We start from the raw sequence: 19,423 nt of genomic DNA on the forward strand, positions 1-19,423 counted from the left end.
ACACTTCGTTCCGCAACCGCCATTCCCGGATTTCAACTTTAAATCCATCACGCGCTTGTTACGGTTAATTTTGGTGAAAGGAAGGCGCTGCGCTTCATGCCTGCCTCTCCACCGATTCCGTCAGGGTGATTAATGGAATATTATGGTTAAAGATGCGTTAGCATTCGCCCAATTAGGCATATTTGCCGGTAGCGCATAGAGCAAGCCAGCGCAGAAAGTGCCTGGAGCTGTCTTGGGACTCAGTCCTTGCGGCTGTTGGTGAAGGCTTCCCGCCACTCGTCGGGAATGCGACGCGGATGGCCTGCCTTTGTTATCATCACGGCCTCTACCTTCGCCTCCGAAAGCAGACGTTCACCGCAGGTAATCTTCTGCGCCATGATGACCCGTGCGCCACGAATTTCGCTGACGCGGGTTTCAATCAGAATAAGGTCGTCCATCTTCGCGGGCGATTTGTAATCGATCTCCATGCGGCGAACGACCCAGACCATTTCCTCGCCAAGCGCGCCTTCGGCCAGTTCGATATGATGAACGTCCTGCAGGCGCAGGAAATCCGTGCGTCCGCGTTCGTAGAATTCGAGATAACGACCGTGATAGACGAAGCCGGAAAAATCCGTATCGGCATAATAGATGCGTGCATAGAGCAGATGCGCGCCGTCTTTCAGTTCGCCCGATACGGCAGCCTGCGCCAATTGTTCCTGTCGTTCCGTCATTCGTCTTCCATAAAGAGACCATATTGCGACTGCTGGATGATTTCAGCAGGCGCAGGCAATCCGAGATGCTGCCATGCGATGGCCGTCAAAACGCGACCGCGCGGCGTGCGCTGCAGGAAACCCTGCTGGATCAGATAGGGTTCGATAATGTCTTCAATTGCGTCACGCGGCTCGGACAGGCCGGCAGCGATGGTTTCGATCCCGACCGGACCACCGCCAAAATTGCGTGCGATAATGTTGAGGTAACGCCGGTCGAGCTGATCCAGCCCGCGATTATCCACTTCAAGACGTGACAGCGCCTCATCAGCGATCTTGCGATCGATGACATCCGCGCCTGCAACCAGCGCGAAATCGCGCACGCGGCGCAACAACCGCCCGGCGATACGTGGTGTGCCGCGCGAACGCCGGGCGACTTCCAGCGCACCATCCGGTGAAATACCCATCTGCATGATGCGCGCGCCTCGGCGCACGATATATTCCAGTTCCTCGACCGTGTAGAAATTGAGCCGTGTCGGAATGCCGAAACGATCCCGCAACGGCGTGGTCAAAAGCCCGAGACGGGTCGTGGCCGCAACGAGCGTGAACTTGGCGAGGTCGATCTTGACCGAACGGGCGGCAGGCCCCTCGCCGATGATGAGATCGAGCTGGAAATCCTCCATGGCCGGGTAGAGGATTTCTTCCACAGCCGGGCTGAGACGATGAATTTCATCGATGAAAAGAACGTCGCGCTCTTCCAGATTGGTCAAGAGAGCCGCAAGATCGCCCGCCTTGGCAATGACCGGGCCGGATGTGGAGCGGAAATTGACGCCCAGCTCCTTGGCCATGATCTGCGCCAGCGTTGTCTTGCCGAGCCCCGGAGGGCCAACGAACAGGACATGGTCAAGCGCCTCGCCACGCACTTTGGCGGCTTCAATGAAAACCTTGAGATTGGCGCGCGCTGCCGCCTGCCCGACAAAATCGTCAAGCGTCTGCGGGCGCAGCGTATTGTCTTCGTCTACGCGTTTATCGGCATCGATGAGAGGGTTGCGGTCGCTCATGCCTTCCTCCTCGCATGAACATATCGCTCAGGCAAGCAAATCACCGCGACAATTCCTTCAATCCAAGACGGATCAGCTTGGCCGAATCGGCGCCCTCGCCCGCTTCCTTCAGGGCGGCAGCGACGGCATTGGCGGCCTGATCACGCGAATAGCCTAGATTGGAAAGCGCAGACACCGCATCGGCAACAGGAGCAGGTGCTGCCCCCGCGCCAAGTTCCTGCTTGAGCCCGATCGTGCCGCTCGCATCACCGGCGAAGGCAGGCGCCTTGTTCTTGAGTTCGGTCACGATGCGCTCAGCGACTTTCTTGCCGACGCCCGGCGCGCGCGACACCATGGCGATGTCACGCAATGCAATCGCATTGGCGAGTTCGGACGGTGACAACGTGCCAAGCACTGCCAATGCCACCTTGGCGCCGACGCCCTGAACGTTCTGCAGCAGGCGGAACCATTCGCGCTCAAGCTGATTGGCAAACCCATAAAGGCGGATCATGTCTTCGCGGACATAGGTTTCGATGAACAGAATAGCCGCCTCGCCCGCACCACCGAGATTACCCAGCGTGCGTGCCGAACAAAACGCAACATAGCCGACGCCATGCACATCGATGACGACATGATCCTCGGCAATTTCATCGATCATGCCCTTAAGCTTGCCGATCATTCTGGTCCTACCCCGCTAAAAGCGCATCCCGAAAAGTGTGAAACGGTTTTCGGACAAGATGCGCGCGAAAAAACTACGTTAGAACGGGCAGCGACCTGATGGATCAGATCGCTGCCCGTTCTAACAGCGCCTGCATCCGGCGGGCGCTTACAATGCTCTGACGATGATGCGCATGACAAATGGCGATGGCCAGTGCATCGGCGGCATCGCTCGTATCGAACGATGCGCGCGGCATCAGCACTTTCACCATCATATGGATTTGCTGCTTTTCACCGTGCCCGACGCCGATTACAGCCTTCTTCACGGCATTCGGCGCATATTCGGCAACGGACAGTCCGGCCTGCGCCGGCGCCAGCAAAGCAATGCCGCGCGCCTGACCAAGCTTGAGCGTCGCCGTTGCGTCCTTGTTGACGAAGGTGTGTTCGACCGCCGCCTCATGCGGCATATATTCATGCAGGACTTTGGAAAGCCCTTCATGCAGCTGGCAGAGGCGCGATGCCAGATCCATCTCGGCATTCGAGGTTACGGTGCCCGAGCCGATGAAATGCAGTGAATTGCCAAGCGATTCGACAATGCCCCAGCCAGTACGGCGCAGGCCCGGATCAATACCAATGATGCGAATCGTTTCTTTCATAAGCGAACCCTATCCTCAGACGGATTCACTTGACAGCAGAAAAGTGAACAAAAGAGAAACATGGGCCACGAAGGGCACATATGATCAATTGTTATGAAGCGCCAAAAGCGGTCTTGAGCAAAACGATCTGTTCGGAAACCGGGTTGCCACGCGGAACGCCCTGAAGCGAAACCACTTCACCGTAAACTTCGCGATCCATGTGGCGCACACGCGCCTGAAGGCGCATGGAACGTTCAACCAGTTCCATGAATGCGGCGGGCAGTTCGGACCATCCCTGTGCAACTTCGCCCGCCGACGGTGTATCAAGACGCACCTTGGCCTTTTCGGCGGAAACCTGCTGGCGGGTCATCTCACCGCTGCGTGCCGCGCGCTGGAGCAACAGCCAGGACGCTATCTGCATCAGGCGCGTCGTCAGACGCATCGATTCGGCAGCATAGAGCGTCGCAGCCACACGGGAAAGATTGCGTGCGTCTTCACGGCCTTCGCCGTCGAGATAGCTCGCAGCTTCCTCGACCATATCCATGCCTTCGGCGTAGATCGGCTTGAACGAATCCGAGAAGACCATGCGCTCCGCGAGGCTGATCATATTGCTCGGCATCTGACCCTGTTCGCTAATCACTGCTCTGCCACCTTGCATGACCGCCGGTATCGGCGGCCCATTCCGTTGCCGTATACGTCCGGTGGGATTTGCCGGACGGATACGAATGAAACCATTGAACCGCTGTTCGACCATGGGGGAGGCTGAGACGGAACAGCTGCGCTAAACAAGTCCACGATAAACTGCACCTTCATGCACCGTCGCGCAAGTTTATGTTTAACATTCGGTTAACATTTTCAAAGGCTTTTGATCAAAGCCAGGAAACTAAGCACGCCCCCAAAAGTGGAAACCGGTTTTGGGACAAGGACATGCGTGAAAAAGATTAAAGCGGGCCGTTTGAATATGACAAAATACGACACGCTTTAGAACGGATTGAGCAGATATTCCGTTCCACGTCCCTGCATGTGGAGATTGGTTTTCCCTGTGCGTAGCAAAAAGCGCATAAAAAAAGAGCCGCAATGGCGGCTCTCAGGAGTTTAACAGGGAGGCGTCAAACAGAGTGGCTAAACCACTCGGTAAGAATCCAGCCGAACTGGATGTAAACCATTTAACATTCTTAAGATTAATGAATGGTTAATTTCTGCTCGGCGCTGTGGATAATCTCGCACAATCCGGCGCTGTTTACTCAAAGAAAAGCCGCCCGAAACGGGCGGCTGATCGGTGCTGATTGTTAATAGCGCTGCATCGCAGGCTTCGAGCTTGAGGCAACCTGCATCTTGACGGGCTCGGCAGCGGGAACAGCGGATTTTGCCGACGCGGCTGCGCCTTTTTTGCTCCAACCAATGGTTGGCAGCCATTCCAGATAATAGGCCAGCGCGAACTGCATGACGATGCCGGTTGCAATCAGCAGCGTGTCATAAGGCAGGCCGCCCGGGTTCACGAGCTTCATCACCTGTGCGACCATTGCCAGCAGCGTACCGGCAATAAAGACCGGTAACGAATGCTTGCCGAGAATCGCCAGCGGATTATCCGGCGCAGTCCGGGCAATGTTGTTCAGCGTCGGCACAACAGCAATGAGATAGGCAATCGCCAGCACATGCAGCAGGCGCGGGCCTGACAGGAAGGTCTTGTCGAAGCCGGTGACGACCATCGGCATGCCCATCGATGCGTCGATACCCCATAGCGGGATGCGGACCCATGCCAGCGCCAGCACGAGATAGCCGACAGCTAGGCCGATCAGCAGCGGATGCTTCGGCAGCTCACCACCGCGACGCACATGCATCACGCCCGCGATACCGATCGCAAACAGGAACTGCCACGACAGCGGGTTCAAGAACCAGACGCCTTCGGTCGGATAGTTGACCGGCGCAACGTGATAGAGGCCAGACAGGAACCAGACCGTGCCGGAAACACCGAGCATGAGCGGCAGGCTGATGCGCGCCAGCAGAAGCAGGAGCGGGGTCAGAACCAGCATCACGGCATACATCGACAGAATGTTGTTATAGCCAAGCTGGTGACCCATGGTGACGATGCCGAACAGCGCCTCGACCGGATGCTTGACCAGTGGTGCGATGTTGATCTGCGTCAACAGTTCCGAACGTTTCAGGAAGATGGCCGCAGCAGCGAAAATGGCGATGGTCGCCATGGTGGTCATGATGTGCGTGGTATAGAGCACACCGGCGCGGCGCCACATCTTCAGCGACAGGAGCAGGCGATTGCCGGGGGCAAATTTTGATCCATAAGCAAGCGCCACGGCCATGCCGGAAATGAGCACGAAAGCCTCAGCCGAATCGGAGAAGCCCAGATTCTTGTGCGTGAAATGCTCGTAGATCGTGCCAGGCACATGGTTGATGAAGATCGTTAGCAGCGCGAGCGCACGAAACACGTCAATGCGCGTATCACGCATTTTCGTTGGTTGTGCGGGCATCGCTTCTCTAGCGGTCGCAATATTCATTTACCAGCCTGCCTATCTTTGAAGGAAAGCGCTCGCACTTGGGATTGCGCGGCTTTCCAATCTTCTTCGTGTCATTCCGGATGGGTAACCGGAACAGTTTCACACGTTTTGCCGGGGCGTTCAGCGCCCGGTCTTGGTGTGGCATATATACCCGTTAATCCCGGCAGAACCGGGTTGGTTCCGATCAACTTTCGTTCCAGTGGATAACATTCTGCCAGCCCGGACAGGCGCAAACCGACGTGAGTTTCGCCAATGAATACTTGCCGAAGCGCGGTTGCGTCGCATAAATGCGATAAAACAAATAGATAGAGCGCAGCTTCTGTTTCCGATAAACAGAACGCCTCTATTGCCCGAATTCCATCACGTTTTTCCCGTTAGGCTTGGTTCATGAACACGCCCGCACACCAGACTGAAATCGAACGCTGCCGCATCGTGCTGGTTGCGCCTCCACTTGCCGACGGCGCGGCTCTCGCAAAGCTTTTGACGGCCGCACTATCGGGCGGTGACGTTGCAAGCGTCATTCTCGATACCGGCGATCTCGATGAGGCCACTTTTCAGGCCACGGCCGAAAAAGTCATCCCCATCATTCAGGAGAAAGGCGCTGCCGCGCTCATCCTCAACGATACACGCATCGCAGGTCGCGTCGGGGCTGATGGTATTCACATCGAAGGCAAGACTGCCGATCTGGCGGATGCAATCGAAAAGCATACACCGAAAATGATCGTCGGCACCGGCAATCTGCGTGACCGCCATGGCGCGATGGAGATCGGCGAATTGCAGCCCGACTATGTCTTCTTCGGAAAGATCGGCGCGGACAACAAGCCGGATGCCCATCCGCGTAACCTGTCGCTGGCTGAATGGTGGTCGCAGATGGTGGAAATCCCCAGCATCGCGCAAGCCGGAAGCACGCTGGAAAGCATCATCCCTGCAGCCGAAACCGGCGCGGATTTCGTTGCGCTCGGACGCGCCGTCTTCGACGCGGAAGACCCTGCAAAGGCTGTCGCGGAAGCCAACCGGCTTCTCGATGAGAACGCGCCACGTTTTGAAAACTGATTCCTTCATCAAGGTCTTGCCGATGCCCATGAAGAACAAATTTCTTCTCGCTGCCGTTCTGACATTCGCGCTGCCGGTCCTGCCTGCTCTGGCAGCAGGCGAGCCGGTGCACGGTCAGAAGGAGAGCCAGCAGGGTAATCACAAGGACAAGAAGGCGGACAAGCCAGCCAAGCCGGTGATGCTGCCGCAGCCGGCAACCACGGAACCGATGCCCCCCATCGATCCGAGCCGCTTCGGCGACAAACCGGCAGACGAGGCATTCGGCGCATTTCAACGCGGTCTTTATCTGACTGCTTTCAATCTGGCCAAGCCACAGGCTGAAAAGGGCGATCCGGCATCGCAGGCGCTCATTGCAGAGATTTATGCCCGCGGACTCGGCATCCCCGCCAACCAGAAACTGGCGGCAGAGTGGTATGAGAAAGCAGCCAATAACGGCGTTGTCGAAGCGCAATTCCGCTATGCTGCACTTCTGCTTCAGGGCACCTATGCCAAGAAAGATCCGGTCAAGGCCGAGGAACTGATGAAGAAAGCCGCCGATGGTGGCAATGCCATGGCGCAGTTCAACTATGGCCAGATGCTGATGGTAAAGACGCCGGGCAAGCCGGGCATCGACCTTGCCTTCCCCTGGTTCGAGAAGGCCGCCGAAGCCAAACTGGCCGACGCACAATATGCACTCAGCCAGATTTATGCCAACGGTACGCCTGCCATTCCGCGTGACGACAAGAAAGCGCGTGTCTATCTCCTGCTTGCAGCCGCGCAAGGTTACGATACCGCGCAGTTCGATCTCGGTCGCTGGCTGATTGAGGGGCGCGGCGGCGACCGCGACTACGAACAGGGTTTTGGCTGGATGCGTCTTGGTGCCCAGCGCGGCATGGTGATGGCGCAGGCCTGGCTTGCCCGTCTCTATCGCGACGGCATCGGCACCGAAGGCGATCTCGTCAAGGCTGCGGCCTGGTATATTGTTGCCCAGCGCGCCGGTTTTCGCTCGCCGGACCTCAACGACATGATGGACGGACTGGCGGACGACCAGATCAAACAGGCCATAGAAACCGCCAACAATCTGCGCGTTCGCTGATTTTTGGGCGAATTTTCTGGCACGTCCTGCTCTCTTTTCGTGCTCAGGCTTGCGCCAAGCGCCTTTTTATGGTCTTGAGACGCCGATTATCGTGGTTCGAGTATAAGGCAGGTGCGCAATCTCCGGAATAAACCGGACGGTTGCCTTTTCGTCGTCATGCGCCGGACCGCACATGGTTTCACATTTTCATTCCGGATCAAGCTCATGAAGATCAATGGTAACGAAATCCGCCCCGGCAATGTCATCGAACATGCTGGCGGCCTGTGGGTTGCGGTCAAGACCAACGCCGTCAAGCCTGGCAAGGGCGGTGCCTATAATCAGGTCGAACTGAAGAACCTCATCAACGGCACCAAGCTCAACGAACGTTTCCGTGCTGCTGAAACCGTGGAGCGCGTTCGTCTGGAACAGAAGGATTTCTCGTTCCTCTACGAACAGGGCGAAGCGCTGATCTTCATGGACACCGAATCCTACGAACAGCTTGAGCTGGCCAAGGATTTTGTTGGCGACCGCGCTGCTTTCCTGCAGGATGGTATGATGGTCACGGTCGAACTTTACGAAGAAAAGCCGATCGGCATCCGCCTGCCGGATCAGGTCACGCTCGCCATCACCGAAGCCGATCCGGTCGTCAAGGGCCAGACCGCTGCATCGTCCTACAAGCCGGCTGTGCTTGAAAACGGTATCCGCATTCTCGTACCGCCGTTCATTGCATCCGGTGAACGCGTGATCGTTGATACCAACGAACTGACCTACGTCAGCCGCGCTTAATACGAAAAACGAGATCTGCGGTGCCCCGTATCGGGCGCCGCATAATCCATGTCGCAAATTTAGCGACCGTTCTTTCTCAGATCGCTCAATTCCCCCGACTGTCCGCCAAACATGTTTCTGGCTGGATGATCGACCTTCTGTTTATGATTAACTGCATGATTCCCTTCAAAATCCACGCTTCGGGATCGTGCTTACAAGGACAATGAAATGGCCCGCTCAGCCCTTCTCAACGTTATGGTACAGGCCGCTATGAAGGCCGGCCGCAGCCTCGCTCGTGATTTTGGCGAAGTCCAGAATCTCCAGGTTTCTCTCAAGGGCCCAGGCGATTATGTCAGCCAGGCAGACCGTCGCGCCGAACAGATCGTCTATACGGAATTGAGCCGCGCCCGCCCGGATTACGGCTTCCTGATGGAAGAATCCGGCGAGGTTGAATCCAAGGACGGACAGCATCGCTGGCTGATCGATCCTCTCGACGGTACCACGAATTTCCTGCACGGCATTCCGGTTTTCGCAGTCTCCATCGCTCTCGAGCGTCAGGGACAGATCGTCGCCGGCGTCATCTACAATCCGGCTATGGACGAGCTTTACACCGCAGTACGCGGTGGTGGCGCATTCCTCAATGACCGTCGCCTGCGCGTCGCGTCGCGCAACAAGCTGGTTGATTCCGTCATAGGCACCGGTATTCCCCATCTGGGTCGCGGCCATCACGGCCATTATCTGGTCGAACTGCGCAATGTCATGGCTGAAACCGCAGGCATCCGTCGCATGGGCGCCGTTGCACTCGACCTCGCCTATGTTGCAGGCGGCCGTCTGGATGGCTTCTGGGAAGACGGCATGCATCCGTGGGATCTCGGCGCGGGCATGCTGATGATCCGCGAAGCCGGTGGTTTTGTCTCGGACAAGAATGGCGGGCAGGATATTTTCGGCACCAAAACCATTGTTGCGGGCAATGAAATCATTCAGAAAGCCTTGCTGAAGACGATCAACAAGCCGATCTGATTTAATTCCGGCATTACCTGCGTTTCCTTTCAGCGCGTCGTGTGAAAGCGGCGCGCTGAAGCATTTTTGCCTTCATTTTTTCGTATCCAGACGATTCCGCTTCACGAATTAATGAAGTAGGCTCCTGTTCAAACACGCGACCATGGAGCGCAGCGCATGAGCGATTTGAGAGTTTCCCGGGACCGTCTGGACGAGGGACGTGATTACGACCCCTACCGCCTTTCGAGCCCGCGCATCGTCATTCTCTCCATGGCGATCTTCCTTATTATCGTCGCCTTTCTGGCGGCGATCCTGATGCGACAGATTCACACTTTCTTCATCACCAATCCTGGTCTCAACGGGCTTATTCTCGGCGTTCTGCTGGTCGGCATTCTGCTCGCCTTCGGGCAGGTGTTGCGGCTTTTGCCTGAAATTCGCTGGGTTAATTCATTCCGCGACGGTGACCGCGAAGGCACCACGCGCCCACCCGTGCTGCTGGCACCGATGCGTGCTCTGATCGGCCGCCGCCAGTCGATGGCGCTGTCGACCTCATCCATGCGGTCGATCCTCGATTCCATCGCGACGCGCCTTGATGAAAGCCGCGATATATCGCGCTATCTGATCGGCCTTCTGGTCTTTCTCGGTCTTCTCGGCACTTTCTGGGGCCTTCTGGAAACAGTCGGGTCCATAGGACGCACCATCCAGACACTCGACCCCAATTCCGGCAGCACTGGCGACGTTCTCGATGCATTGAAAGCCGGGCTTCAGGCTCCACTGTCTGGTATGGGTACAGCCTTCTCGTCTTCTCTGTTCGGCCTCTCCGGCTCGCTCATTCTCGGCTTCCTTGATCTTCAGGCGGGCCGCGCGCAAAACCGCTTCTATACAGAACTGGAAAACTGGCTTTCCTCGGTCACCGATCTCGGTTCCGATATCGCAGCCGATCAAAACGGCGGCACGGAAGAAATCCGCGTTCTGGCCGACAGGCTACAGAACCTCCATGGTGGGGACGCTTCGACACAGCGCACCACGGCAGCGCTGGCCAATCTTGCGGAAGGCATACAGGGCCTCGTCAAGAACATGCGCAGCGAACAGCAGATCATGCGCGACTGGGTGGAAAAGCAGGCCGACGAGCAGAAGGCCATCCGCCAGACGCTTGACCGCCTCACCAAGGCCATCGGCGAGCGTTCGCACGATCGCAAATCCGACCGCTCGGACAAGGCGGAGTAGGCCGCCATGTCCCTCGCCCGCAACCGCCGCTCCCAAAGGCATGTCGATTACTGGCCGGGCTTCGTCGATGCACTGACGACGTTGCTGCTCGCAATCATGTTCCTGCTCACCGTTTTCGTGCTGGCGCAATTCCTACTAAGCCGCGAGGTCAACAACAAGGACAGCGTGCTTGCACGCCTCAACAGCCAGATACAGGAATTGACGCAGCTTCTGTCGCTGGAGCGCAGCAATTCGCAGGACATGCAGGACACCATCGCCAATCTGCAGGCTTCGCTGTCCAGCGCGGAAAATGAGCGTTCGCGTCTGCAAAGCCTTTTGAACGAAGGCAGCGGCGCGGGTGCAGCGGCTGAAAAGCGCGCTGGTGAACTGTCCGAAAGCCTTGATGCCGAAAAGCAGGTCAGCGCCCGCGCGCTCAGTCAAGTGGAACTGCTGAACCAGCAGATTTCGGCTCTTCGCCGCCAGATCGCAGCGCTTGAAGATGCGCTCAATGCTTCCGAAAGCCGCGACCGCGAATCGAACGCCAAGATTGCCGATCTCGGCCGCCGCCTGAATGTCGCGCTGGCGCAGCGCGTGCAGGAGTTGAACCGCTACCGTTCCGACTTCTTCGGGCGTCTGCGTGAAATCCTATCAGACAAGGAAAACATTCGCATAGTCGGTGACCGTTTCGTCTTCCAGTCGGAAGTTCTTTTCCCGACGGGTTCGGCGGATATCAATCCGGCCGGTCAGGACGAGATGAAGAAACTTGCCGATGCGGTAAACCAGCTCAATCAGGAAATCCCGGATGACATCAACTGGGTGCTGCGCGTTGACGGCCACACAGACAATGTACCTCTAGCCGGCACCGGACGTTTCCGCGACAATTGGGAGCTTTCATCGGCCCGCGCAACCGCCGTGGTCAAATTCCTGATCGCCAACGGCGTTCCGGCCAACCGGCTCGTCGCGGCTGGCTTCGGCGAATATCAGCCGCTCGACGCCGCCGACACACCCGATGCCCGGTCCAAGAACCGGCGCATCGAGCTGAAGCTGACCGAACGTTAAGAAGAAATGACGGGAGGGCAAAGCCCTCCCATTTCACTTCGCAACGAATGCTCCAGCACCTGCCTCGAATTGCAGCTTGGCGAGACGGGCATAGATACCGCCCTTTTCGACAAGGCTTTGATGTGTGCCTTCTTCGACAATATGACCATGGTCGAGCACGAGAATGCGGTCGGCCTTGAGCACAGTTGCAAGCCGGTGCGCAACGACAAGCGTCGTGCGATCAGCCATCAGGCTGTCCAGAGCTTTCTGCACCAGCATTTCGCTTTCGGCATCAAGCGCTGACGTCGCTTCATCAAGGAGAAGAATGGGCGCAGCACGTAAGATTGCCCGCGCAATGGCAATACGCTGGCGCTGACCGCCTGAAAGCGTCACACCGCGTTCACCCACTTCGGTATCATAGCCCTTGTCGAGCGCCATGATGAAATCATGCGCAAGAGCCGCCTTTGCCGCCGCCACAATCTCCTCGTCGCTCGCTCCGGGGCGACCGAAGGCGATATTCTCGCGTATGCTGGTGGCGAAAATCGCTACGTCCTGCGGCACGGTTGCAATACGCGCGCGAACGGCTTGCGGGTCGGCATCAGGCAAGGCCACGCCGTCAATCCGAATCTTGCCCGACTGCGGATCATAATAGCGCATGACAAGCGCGAAGATCGTGCTCTTGCCGGCACCCGAGGGGCCGACAATCGCAACGGTTTCGCCGGGTTTCACGGTGAAGCTGATGCCGTTGAGCGACGGCGCATCTGGCCGTGTCGGATAGGAGAAATGCACGGAATCGAACACGATCTCGCCGCGCGGCGGCACAGGCATGGCAACGGGCTTCAAGGGGGCTGCGATGCCGGGCTGTTCGTCCAGAATTTCGACAAGGCGCTCCGTTGCCCCTGCAGCCTGCGCCAGTTCCCCACCCACTTCCGACAAGGCACCGAAGGAACTGCCTGCAAACACTGCGTAAAGCACGAACTGTCCAAGCGTACCGGCTGTCATCGTGCCAGCCAGCACATCACGCGAACCGAACCAAAGCACCGCAACAATGCTGGAGAAGATCAGGAAAATTGCAAAGGCCGTCAGGATTGCGCGGGCCTGAATGGAGGAACGCGCTGCCTGGAAGGCTTTTTCCACTGCGCTGCCAAAACGCCCGACCACCATGTTCTCGTTGGTGAAGGCCTGCAGCGTACGCATCGCGCCAATCTGTTCGCTGGCATAGGCATTGGCCTTCGCCAGCATGTCCTGCGTCATACGGGAGCGGCGACGCACCGAGCGTCCGAAGGCAATGAGGGGTAAAACGATGATCGGAATGGCGGCAATGACCAGCGCAGAAAGCTTCGGGCTGGTCACGACCATCATCGCCAATGCGCCGACACCCAGAATCATGTTGCGCAGCGCGACAGAGGCTGTAGCGCCCACCACGGACTTGATCTGCGTTGTGTCGGATGACAGACGCGAAACGATTTCACCGGACTGCGACCGGTCGAAGAATTCCGGCGAGAGCGCCGTCACATGCGAGAATACCGCATTGCGCAGATCGGCAACCACCCGCTCTCCGAGCGAAATCACGAAGAAATAGCGCAGGCCCGACGCCAGCGCGAGAATGAGCGCCAGCAACACGAGCATGCCGAAGTAATTATTGACGAAGATCGCATTCGAGCCCGTAAAGCCATGGTCGATCATGCGACGCAGCGCAACAGGCACTGCAAGGGTCGTTACAGCGGCCAGCACCAACGAAAAGAGCGCCCCTGCAACCAGGACCTTATAGGGTGCCAGAAACGGCATCATCCTCTGCAGCGGCTTCAGCGAGCGGCGTTTGCGACTTTCTTCTGCAGTCAATTCGTGATTCATATCAATTTCAGTATCCCGGTCGGCCATTCTTGTGTTTGCGCCCTTGTTATTGCCGTGCGCCTGATGTATAGGCTCGCCAACCCTTTTGGAAGCCGTTGCCTGTAGGTAATGGGTCTTCATATCTGCCATTGGGCGAAAGTGCCGCAGTTTCGATAGTCAAGGCTGCGCTTTTCACCCCAGACTTTCAGGATTGAGAAGATGAAAGCCAATATCCATCCCGACTACCACACCATCAAGGTCGTGATGACCGATGGCACCGAATACATGACCCGCTCGACCTGGGGCAAGGAAGGCGATACGATGAACCTCGATATCGACCCGACCACCCATCCGGCCTGGACGGGCGGTTCGCAGACCCTGCTTGATCGCGGCGGTCGCGTTACCAAGTTCAAGAACCGTTTCGGCAATCTCGGCATCTAATCCGATATTGCATCTAGTTGAAAAACCCCGCCTCGGCGGGGTTTTTTATTGCCCGAATGTCTCATTCATCGGAGCATTTCCAGCAAAAGTGCGAAGCGGTTTTGCGTCGGATAATGCGTAAAACAAAGAGATAGAGCGGTTCCACGATTCCGTTTTAACTGGAACCGCTCTAGACACAAAAAATCCCGGACAAAGCCGGGATTTTTCGAGATTATCTCAGAGTGCCCAATCAGGCGCTCAGCTTTTCCATGACTTCGTCGCTGACTTCGAAATTCGTGTAGACGTTCTGCACGTCGTCATCGTCTTCGAGCACGTTGAGAAGCTTGAGAACCGAACGCGCCTTTTCCTCGTCCAGCTCGGTATTGGTCTGCGGCTTCCAGATCGTCTTGATCGATTCGGCTTCACCGAGCGCAGCTTCCAGAGCCTTGGACACTTCGCCGATATCTTCGAACGCGCAGATGATGACGTGTTCTTCTTCACCGGACTGCACATCGTCAGCGCCAGCTTCGATGGCTGCTTCCATAACCTTGTCGGCGTCGCCGACTTCAGGCTTGTAGATGATTTCGCCGACGCGGTCGAACATGAAGGACACCGAGCCGGTTTCGCCCAGTGCACCGCCCGATTTCGTGAAGGCTGCGCGCACATTCGATGCAGTACGGTTGCGATTATCCGTCAGCGCTTCCACGATGACCGATACGCCGCCGGGGCCACGGCCCTCGTAGCGCACTTCATCATAATTCTCGCCGTCATTACCGGCAGCCTTCTTGATGGCACGCTCGATATTGTCCTTCGGCATGGACTGCGCCTTGGCGTTCTGGATCGCCAGACGCAGGCGCGGGTTCATTGTCGGGTCAGGCAGACCCTGCTTGGCAGCGACGGTGATTTCGCGTCCGAGCTTGGAAAACATTTTCGACCGCACCGCATCCTGACGGCCCTTGCGGTGCATGATATTCTTAAACTGTGAATGGCCGGCCATGGCACCCCTGTTCTGTTTAAAATGCTGTGCACGGAGAAAGCGTCACGCATGAAACAGAGATCAAGCAGAGAAGGGCCGCAGGTTGGGCCACAGTGCTTTCCGTGCAGAATGGCGGCGTTATAAGGAATTCAGGCCCATTCGTCCAGCAAAAGCGCCGTCCCCCTCGAATCTCTGTCAATAAAAGCAATATTGCTCGACCCGCCAGGCAAAGCAGATTATCTATAAATTCATGATTCAGCCCGCCCAGAACACCCCCAGCGAAACCATTGCAGCCCGTATCAGCCGCATTCTTGCCGACCGCATCATTGCGGGCGAGATAGAACCCGGCATGAAACTGCGACAGGATCACATTGCCGAAGAATTCGAGACCAGCCATGTGCCGGTGCGCGAAGCATTCCGGCGGCTGGAGGCTCAAGGGCTTGCCGTTTCCGAGCCACGGCGCGGCGTCCGGGTTGCATCGTTCGACATCGGCGAGATCAGGGAAGTGGCAGAGATGCGGGCCGCTTTGGAAGTCCTGGCGCTGCGCCATGCAGCCCCGCACATCACACAGGCAACGCTCGACGCCGCCGAACAGGCCACACTGGAAGGCGACAAGTCACGCGATGTCAGAAGCTGGGAAGATGCCAATCGCCGCTTCCATCGGCTCATCCTCGAACCATGCAAGATGCCGCGTCTGCTTGCAGCCATCGACGATCTCCACGCTGCCAGCGCCCGGTTTCTCTTCGCCACCTGGCGGTCGGAATGGGAAACCCGCACCGACCACGACCATCGCGCCATATTGCAGGCGCTACGCCAGAACGATGTCGAGAGCGCAGTGACCATCCTCGCCCGTCATGTACAATGGATCGGACACCGTCCGGTCAAGACCGCATCGGGCAAGACGCGCGATTCGTTCGCGATTGTTGGTTGATCAGGCGCTTGCACAGATAAGCACCTCATTTCTATCGTCGCCACTCTGGTCACTCGTGCAGATTTTCAGCTGCGCGACAGGGTCTCTGCGCGCGACTCCCACAGCTACGCACCGTTCTGTTTGCACCGCCTCTTGCGTTTATCGTCAGGAGCCTTAAGAAGATATAGATCGAATCTCAATTTTATCTATAATTTGAGGAAACCATGACGACCTTAACCCAGACGTACCCATCCTTCAGCCCGCTCAATCTGGAATCCCGCTCCCCTGCGATGCGCCTTGCAGCCGTTGCGCTTGGCACGCTGGTTCTCGCCATCTCGTCGCAGATCGAAGTTCCGATGATTCCGGTTCCGATTACGCTGCAGACCCTGATCGTCCCTCTGATCGGCGCACTCTATGGCTGGCGTCTTGGCATGGCCACGGTTCTGGCCTGGCTCGGCGAAGCCATGCTCGGCCTTCCGGTTCTGGCTGGCGGTGCTGGCGGTCTTGCGCATTTCGCAGGCCCCACCGCAGGCTATCTCGTTTCCTTCCCGATCGTCGCCGCGATGACCGGCTATCTGGCCGAACGCGGCTGGAACGGTAACCGCGTCGGCCTCGCCTTCGTTTCGTTCCTTGCCGCTAATGTAGTCTGCCTTGCGCTTGGCGCAGTCTGGCTGTCCAGCATCATCGGCGTTGAAAAGGCAATTGCCTTCGGCGTAACGCCGTTCCTTATCGGTGCCCTCATCAAGTCGGCTCTTGGCGCTGCGATCCTCAAGGCCATCGCCCGCGACGGCAAGGCCTGATCAAACAGGTGACAATACGCCTGCGCGGCCATCACCTCCTTTGCATGCTGACTTATGTCGGCAAAGGCTACAGCCCGGCTTTCGTCGAAAACTACGACAGGATTGCCGGGCGGCTGAGCGAAGGGGAAGATATCCTTCTCGTCGATGGCCCGGACGACATTTGCGCGCCCCTGCTCTGCGGGGGCGATTGCCATTGTTACGAAGCGAGTGTTCGCGAGCGCGACCGGCTGGCATTGGAGGCCGTAGGCGACCTGATCGGCCAGACGCTTTCCACGCAGAACCCTTTCGGGCTCAACGCAGAGCGGCTTGACGTAATGCGTCGTGCTTTTGCAGAAGGCATATTACGCACAGCCTGCAAGCGTTGCGAATGGTCAGACCTCTGCACGAGAATTGCCACAACAGACCAGTTTCACGGCGTTAAAATAACAAGGCCATCCGTCTCAGGATGAGACGGATGGCCTTGTTGCGTATAGCTTTTTGTTACTGATTCTTGCGCTTTCGCCGCGCCAGCATATTGAGCGCTTCGACCAGCGCCGAAAAGCCCATCGCAGCGTAGATGTAGCCCTTCGGGACGTGGAAGCCGAAACCATCGGCAATCAGCGTCATGCCTATCATCAGCAGGAACCCCAGCGCCAGCATGACGATGGTCGGGTTCGCCGCAATGAACCGCGACAGCGGATCAGCCGCAAGCAGCATGACGGTGACGGCTGCGACCACGGCAATGACCATAATGGCGATCTCGTCGGTCATGCCAACGGCAGTGATGATCGAATCGACCGAGAAGACCAGATCGAGAATCAGAATCTGAACGATGGCGGCGCCCATGGTAAGTTGAGCTACTTTGCCGCCGATATTTTCCTTGCCATCCTCGGGATCGACCGTGTGGTGGATTTCCTTGGTCGCCTTCCAGACAAGAAACAGACCACCGGCAATCAGGATGATGTCACGCCAGGAGAAGCCGTGGCCGAACGCCTCGAAAATCGGGTCCTTGAGCTGTACGATGATCGAGATGGTGAAAAGAAGCGCCAGACGCAGAATGAGCGCCGCACCGATACCGATACGGCGTGCGCGAGCCTGCTGCGAAGCGGGCAGCTTGTTGGTCAGGATAGAGATGAAGATCAGATTGTCGATACCGAGGACGACTTCCATCGTCACCAGCGTAACCAGCGCGGCCCAGCCGGCAGGGGTCGAAAGAAATCCCAGATACTCGGCAAAAAAATCCATTGAGTTGCGTCCCCTTGCGAAAAAACTCGTTGCAAGGAGATAGGAACGCGAAAAGCCCGTTCAACCGGCAGAAAGCTGCCAGTTCAAAATAGCCACTCGATTGTAGATAACATCATACTTCGAGCTAAAATAAGACGTTATCGCCAGAATGCCGGAATGGTTTCTTCCAGATGCGCACCGATGCGCAAGGGGGCGGCCTTTTCTGCAAGCCCCGTGCGATCCGAAATCTCTATGCCCACGCCGCAGACGGTGGCCGGGCCATTCGCCGCCTCGAAACGCCCTTTCGGCACTTTCGACAGGAAACGATTGAGCGGCTCTTCCTTGTCCATGCCAAGCGAGGAATCGTAATCACCGCACATGCCGGCATCGGACATATAGGCCGTACCATTCCGCAAAATCTGGCAATCGGCGGTCGGGACATGCGTGTGCGTTCCGACAACAGCGCTGGCGCGACCGTCGACAAAATGACCGAAACACTGCTTTTCGCTCGTCGCCTCAGCATGGAAATCGAAGAAGACCGCATCGGCCTGCTCGCCAAGCGGACAGGCTTCCAGAATTTTCTCGGCCGCGATAAACGGATCATCAAGATCGGGATGCATGAACACTCGGCCCATGACGTTCGATACCAGAACCCGGGCGCCGTTTTTGGCGATGTAAAGCCCCTCGCCTTTTCCGGCTGTGCCTTTCGGGAAGTTTGCGGGGCGCAGAAAACGGTCTTCGCGCCTGGAGAAATCCAGTGCTTCGCGCTGATCCCAGACGTGATTGCCGGTCGTCACGACGTCGGCGCCAGCACGAATGGTATCGTGGAAAATCTCTTCCGTAATGCCAAAACCGCCCGCGGCGTTTTCGCCGTTGACGATTACGAAGTCCAGCTTCAGATCGGAAATCAGCCCCGGCAGTTTTTCATATACCGCGGTGCGGCCCGACCGGCCCACCATATCACCAAGAAAAAGCAATCTCATGAGAATGCCTTATAAACCTGCGCCAAGCGAACGCAAGCCGCTCTCGGTCAGGATCTGGTCGAGCGCAATATCGTGCGGCTCATCGGGCACACGCTCAACTTCCTGACAGTCGAAAGCCATGCCGATCAGAAGTGGCTGCAATCCGCGTTCCGTGAAACGCGCCAGCGCGCGGTCGTAGTGTCCGGCACCATAGCCAAGCCGATGCCCGCGCCGGTCAAAGCCTGCGAGCGGCATCAGCATGATCGCCGGATCAACCACCGGCGCATCTTCTCCCGGTCCCATCGTGCCGAAGCCCGTCTGACGCAATCTGGCATCGGGCAGATACTCACGAAAGGCAATCGTTTCCTTATCCAGAACGACGGGGAGGCAAAGCCGCGCGCCTTTGGCGCGAAATACCGACAACAGCGGGCGCGGGTCCATTTCAGAACGGATCGGCCAGTAGCCGGCGATCAGCGTACCTTTGGCCACATCGATTGCCGCCTCGCCCTTGTTTGCGGCCGCAAGGGAAGCTTCGTAGTGAAAGCGCGGATCAAGAGCATCGCGGACCGCCAGAACCTTGCGTCGAAGCTCCTGCTTTTCCAGTCCGGGGCTACGCTCCGTTGCTGTCATTCCAAGCCACTCCCTGATGCCACGTTGCATCGTGTAGTGGAAC

At 57.5% G+C, this 19,423-nt stretch carries 21 protein-coding genes; 10 read left to right on the forward strand and 11 right to left on the reverse strand.

The annotated features are described in order from the left end of the window. Positions 1 to 239 precede the first annotated feature (239 nt). The 6 genes from MKS82_RS11500 to MKS82_RS11525 form a co-directional block, all read right to left on the reverse strand. Entirely contained in the window at positions 240 to 710 is a 471-nt protein-coding gene (locus tag MKS82_RS11500) for a YbgC/FadM family acyl-CoA thioesterase (protein WP_109989133.1), read from the reverse strand. Beyond that, positions 707 to 1,747, reverse strand: coding sequence for a Holliday junction branch migration DNA helicase RuvB (gene ruvB / locus MKS82_RS11505; protein WP_109989132.1), 1,041 nt, complete (start codon positions 1,745 to 1,747; stop codon positions 707 to 709). Before ruvB ends, MKS82_RS11500 begins: the two co-directional genes overlap by 4 nt. Positions 1,748 to 1,787: 40 nt before the next feature. Next, the gene (gene ruvA, locus MKS82_RS11510; RefSeq protein ID WP_109989131.1) at positions 1,788 to 2,405 is read right to left on the reverse strand and encodes a Holliday junction branch migration protein RuvA; all 618 of its coding nucleotides are present in this window, start codon (positions 2,403 to 2,405) and stop codon (positions 1,788 to 1,790) included. Between the two features lie 103 nt (positions 2,406 to 2,508). Then, positions 2,509 to 3,039: a crossover junction endodeoxyribonuclease RuvC gene (ruvC, locus tag MKS82_RS11515; protein ID WP_109989130.1), complete on the reverse strand. Its 531-nt coding sequence runs from the start codon at positions 3,037 to 3,039 to the stop codon at positions 2,509 to 2,511. A gap of 91 nt (positions 3,040 to 3,130) precedes the next feature. Continuing rightward, the gene (gene rcdA / locus MKS82_RS11520) at positions 3,131 to 3,637 is read right to left on the reverse strand and encodes a protease adaptor protein RcdA (protein WP_240579027.1); all 507 of its coding nucleotides are present in this window, start codon (positions 3,635 to 3,637) and stop codon (positions 3,131 to 3,133) included. A gap of 670 nt (positions 3,638 to 4,307) precedes the next feature. Further along, positions 4,308 to 5,504: an OpgC family protein gene (locus tag MKS82_RS11525; protein ID WP_181394324.1), complete on the reverse strand. Its 1,197-nt coding sequence runs from the start codon at positions 5,502 to 5,504 to the stop codon at positions 4,308 to 4,310. 414 nt (positions 5,505 to 5,918) lie between these two features. Here MKS82_RS11525 and MKS82_RS11530 point away from each other — a divergent pair, with 414 nt between their 5' ends. From MKS82_RS11530 to MKS82_RS11555, 6 genes are all read left to right on the forward strand, one after another. Continuing rightward, positions 5,919 to 6,584, forward strand: coding sequence for a thiamine phosphate synthase (locus MKS82_RS11530; protein ID WP_109989128.1), 666 nt, complete (start codon positions 5,919 to 5,921; stop codon positions 6,582 to 6,584). 28 nt (positions 6,585 to 6,612) lie between these two features. Beyond that, positions 6,613 to 7,659, forward strand: a complete 1,047-nt coding sequence (locus tag MKS82_RS11535) for a tetratricopeptide repeat protein (protein ID WP_109989185.1) — start codon at positions 6,613 to 6,615, stop codon at positions 7,657 to 7,659. 204 nt (positions 7,660 to 7,863) lie between these two features. Continuing rightward, positions 7,864 to 8,424, forward strand: coding sequence for an elongation factor P (efp, locus tag MKS82_RS11540; RefSeq protein ID WP_010661385.1), 561 nt, complete (start codon positions 7,864 to 7,866; stop codon positions 8,422 to 8,424). 207 nt (positions 8,425 to 8,631) lie between these two features. After that, the gene (locus MKS82_RS11545; RefSeq protein ID WP_109989127.1) at positions 8,632 to 9,423 is read left to right on the forward strand and encodes an inositol monophosphatase family protein; all 792 of its coding nucleotides are present in this window, start codon (positions 8,632 to 8,634) and stop codon (positions 9,421 to 9,423) included. A gap of 156 nt (positions 9,424 to 9,579) precedes the next feature. Continuing rightward, positions 9,580 to 10,629 carry a MotA/TolQ/ExbB proton channel family protein gene (locus MKS82_RS11550; RefSeq protein ID WP_109989126.1) on the forward strand — a complete coding sequence of 350 codons (1,050 nt, stop codon included), beginning with the start codon at positions 9,580 to 9,582 and terminating at the stop codon, positions 10,627 to 10,629. A 6-nt stretch (positions 10,630 to 10,635) separates the two neighbouring features. Further along, complete coding sequence (locus MKS82_RS11555) at positions 10,636 to 11,667, forward strand: peptidoglycan -binding protein (RefSeq protein ID WP_109989125.1); 1,032 nt, start codon at positions 10,636 to 10,638, stop codon at positions 11,665 to 11,667. A 33-nt stretch (positions 11,668 to 11,700) separates the two neighbouring features. Here the strand turns inward: MKS82_RS11555 and MKS82_RS11560 are convergent, their stop codons facing one another. Continuing rightward, complete coding sequence (locus MKS82_RS11560) at positions 11,701 to 13,629, reverse strand: ABC transporter transmembrane domain-containing protein (protein ID WP_181394323.1); 1,929 nt, start codon at positions 13,627 to 13,629, stop codon at positions 11,701 to 11,703. A gap of 69 nt (positions 13,630 to 13,698) precedes the next feature. On the opposite strand from MKS82_RS11560, the gene rpmE reads away from it, so the two are divergent. After that, the gene (rpmE, locus tag MKS82_RS11565) at positions 13,699 to 13,920 is read left to right on the forward strand and encodes a 50S ribosomal protein L31 (protein WP_002964804.1); all 222 of its coding nucleotides are present in this window, start codon (positions 13,699 to 13,701) and stop codon (positions 13,918 to 13,920) included. A 229-nt stretch (positions 13,921 to 14,149) separates the two neighbouring features. On the opposite strand, the gene MKS82_RS11570 is transcribed toward rpmE, so the two are convergent. Next, a complete protein-coding gene (locus tag MKS82_RS11570) occupies positions 14,150 to 14,896 on the reverse strand; it encodes a YebC/PmpR family DNA-binding transcriptional regulator (RefSeq protein ID WP_109989124.1) in 747 nt (248 codons plus the stop codon). Positions 14,897 to 15,125: 229 nt separating this feature from the next. Between MKS82_RS11570 and MKS82_RS11575 the strand changes: the two genes are divergently transcribed. The 3 genes from MKS82_RS11575 to MKS82_RS11585 all read left to right on the forward strand — a co-directional run bounded on the left by MKS82_RS11575 (position 15,126) and on the right by MKS82_RS11585 (position 17,034). After that, positions 15,126 to 15,806, forward strand: a complete 681-nt coding sequence (locus tag MKS82_RS11575) for a GntR family transcriptional regulator (RefSeq protein ID WP_061348025.1) — start codon at positions 15,126 to 15,128, stop codon at positions 15,804 to 15,806. Positions 15,807 to 16,009: 203 nt separating this feature from the next. Further along, a complete protein-coding gene (locus MKS82_RS11580) occupies positions 16,010 to 16,585 on the forward strand; it encodes a biotin transporter BioY (RefSeq protein WP_109989123.1) in 576 nt (191 codons plus the stop codon). 8 nt (positions 16,586 to 16,593) lie between these two features. Beyond that, entirely contained in the window at positions 16,594 to 17,034 is a 441-nt protein-coding gene (locus tag MKS82_RS11585) for a DUF1284 domain-containing protein (RefSeq protein ID WP_240578879.1), read from the forward strand. Positions 17,035 to 17,065: 31 nt separating this feature from the next. On the opposite strand, the gene MKS82_RS11590 is transcribed toward MKS82_RS11585, so the two are convergent. From MKS82_RS11590 to MKS82_RS11600, 3 genes are all read right to left on the reverse strand, one after another. Continuing rightward, positions 17,066 to 17,809: a TerC family protein gene (locus MKS82_RS11590; protein WP_109989121.1), complete on the reverse strand. Its 744-nt coding sequence runs from the start codon at positions 17,807 to 17,809 to the stop codon at positions 17,066 to 17,068. A gap of 137 nt (positions 17,810 to 17,946) precedes the next feature. Then, entirely contained in the window at positions 17,947 to 18,771 is an 825-nt protein-coding gene (locus MKS82_RS11595; RefSeq protein WP_109989120.1) for a TIGR00282 family metallophosphoesterase, read from the reverse strand. 9 nt (positions 18,772 to 18,780) lie between these two features. Next, complete coding sequence (locus MKS82_RS11600) at positions 18,781 to 19,380, reverse strand: 5-formyltetrahydrofolate cyclo-ligase (RefSeq protein WP_109989119.1); 600 nt, start codon at positions 19,378 to 19,380, stop codon at positions 18,781 to 18,783. Positions 19,381 to 19,423: the final 43 nt, after the last annotated feature.

Source organism: Ochrobactrum sp. A-1 (assembly GCF_022488005.1).
Classification (GTDB): Bacteria; Pseudomonadota; Alphaproteobacteria; order Rhizobiales; family Rhizobiaceae; genus Brucella.

What these genes read in the sequence shown, in the direction of transcription:
- MKS82_RS11500 (WP_109989133.1), bottom strand. Translation starts at nt 710, where the DNA reads ATGACGGAACGACAGGAACAATTGGCGCAGGCTGCCGTATCGGGCGAA.
- ruvB (WP_109989132.1), bottom strand. Translation starts at nt 1,747, where the DNA reads ATGAGCGACCGCAACCCTCTCATCGATGCCGATAAACGCGTAGACGAA.
- ruvA (WP_109989131.1), bottom strand. Translation starts at nt 2,405, where the DNA reads ATGATCGGCAAGCTTAAGGGCATGATCGATGAAATTGCCGAGGATCAT.
- ruvC (WP_109989130.1), bottom strand. Translation starts at nt 3,039, where the DNA reads ATGAAAGAAACGATTCGCATCATTGGTATTGATCCGGGCCTGCGCCGT.
- rcdA (WP_240579027.1), bottom strand. Translation starts at nt 3,637, where the DNA reads ATGCCGAGCAATATGATCAGCCTCGCGGAGCGCATGGTCTTCTCGGAT.
- MKS82_RS11525 (WP_181394324.1), bottom strand. Translation starts at nt 5,504, where the DNA reads ATGCCCGCACAACCAACGAAAATGCGTGATACGCGCATTGACGTGTTT.
- MKS82_RS11530 (WP_109989128.1), top strand. Translation starts at nt 5,919, where the DNA reads ATGAACACGCCCGCACACCAGACTGAAATCGAACGCTGCCGCATCGTG.
- MKS82_RS11535 (WP_109989185.1), top strand. Translation starts at nt 6,613, where the DNA reads ATGAAGAACAAATTTCTTCTCGCTGCCGTTCTGACATTCGCGCTGCCG.
- efp (WP_010661385.1), top strand. Translation starts at nt 7,864, where the DNA reads ATGAAGATCAATGGTAACGAAATCCGCCCCGGCAATGTCATCGAACAT.
- MKS82_RS11545 (WP_109989127.1), top strand. Translation starts at nt 8,632, where the DNA reads ATGGCCCGCTCAGCCCTTCTCAACGTTATGGTACAGGCCGCTATGAAG.
- MKS82_RS11550 (WP_109989126.1), top strand. Translation starts at nt 9,580, where the DNA reads ATGAGCGATTTGAGAGTTTCCCGGGACCGTCTGGACGAGGGACGTGAT.
- MKS82_RS11555 (WP_109989125.1), top strand. Translation starts at nt 10,636, where the DNA reads ATGTCCCTCGCCCGCAACCGCCGCTCCCAAAGGCATGTCGATTACTGG.
- MKS82_RS11560 (WP_181394323.1), bottom strand. Translation starts at nt 13,629, where the DNA reads ATGGCAGATATGAAGACCCATTACCTACAGGCAACGGCTTCCAAAAGG.
- rpmE (WP_002964804.1), top strand. Translation starts at nt 13,699, where the DNA reads ATGAAAGCCAATATCCATCCCGACTACCACACCATCAAGGTCGTGATG.
- MKS82_RS11570 (WP_109989124.1), bottom strand. Translation starts at nt 14,896, where the DNA reads ATGGCCGGCCATTCACAGTTTAAGAATATCATGCACCGCAAGGGCCGT.
- MKS82_RS11575 (WP_061348025.1), top strand. Translation starts at nt 15,126, where the DNA reads ATGATTCAGCCCGCCCAGAACACCCCCAGCGAAACCATTGCAGCCCGT.
- MKS82_RS11580 (WP_109989123.1), top strand. Translation starts at nt 16,010, where the DNA reads ATGACGACCTTAACCCAGACGTACCCATCCTTCAGCCCGCTCAATCTG.
- MKS82_RS11590 (WP_109989121.1), bottom strand. Translation starts at nt 17,809, where the DNA reads ATGGATTTTTTTGCCGAGTATCTGGGATTTCTTTCGACCCCTGCCGGC.
- MKS82_RS11595 (WP_109989120.1), bottom strand. Translation starts at nt 18,771, where the DNA reads ATGAGATTGCTTTTTCTTGGTGATATGGTGGGCCGGTCGGGCCGCACC.
- MKS82_RS11600 (WP_109989119.1), bottom strand. Translation starts at nt 19,380, where the DNA reads ATGACAGCAACGGAGCGTAGCCCCGGACTGGAAAAGCAGGAGCTTCGA.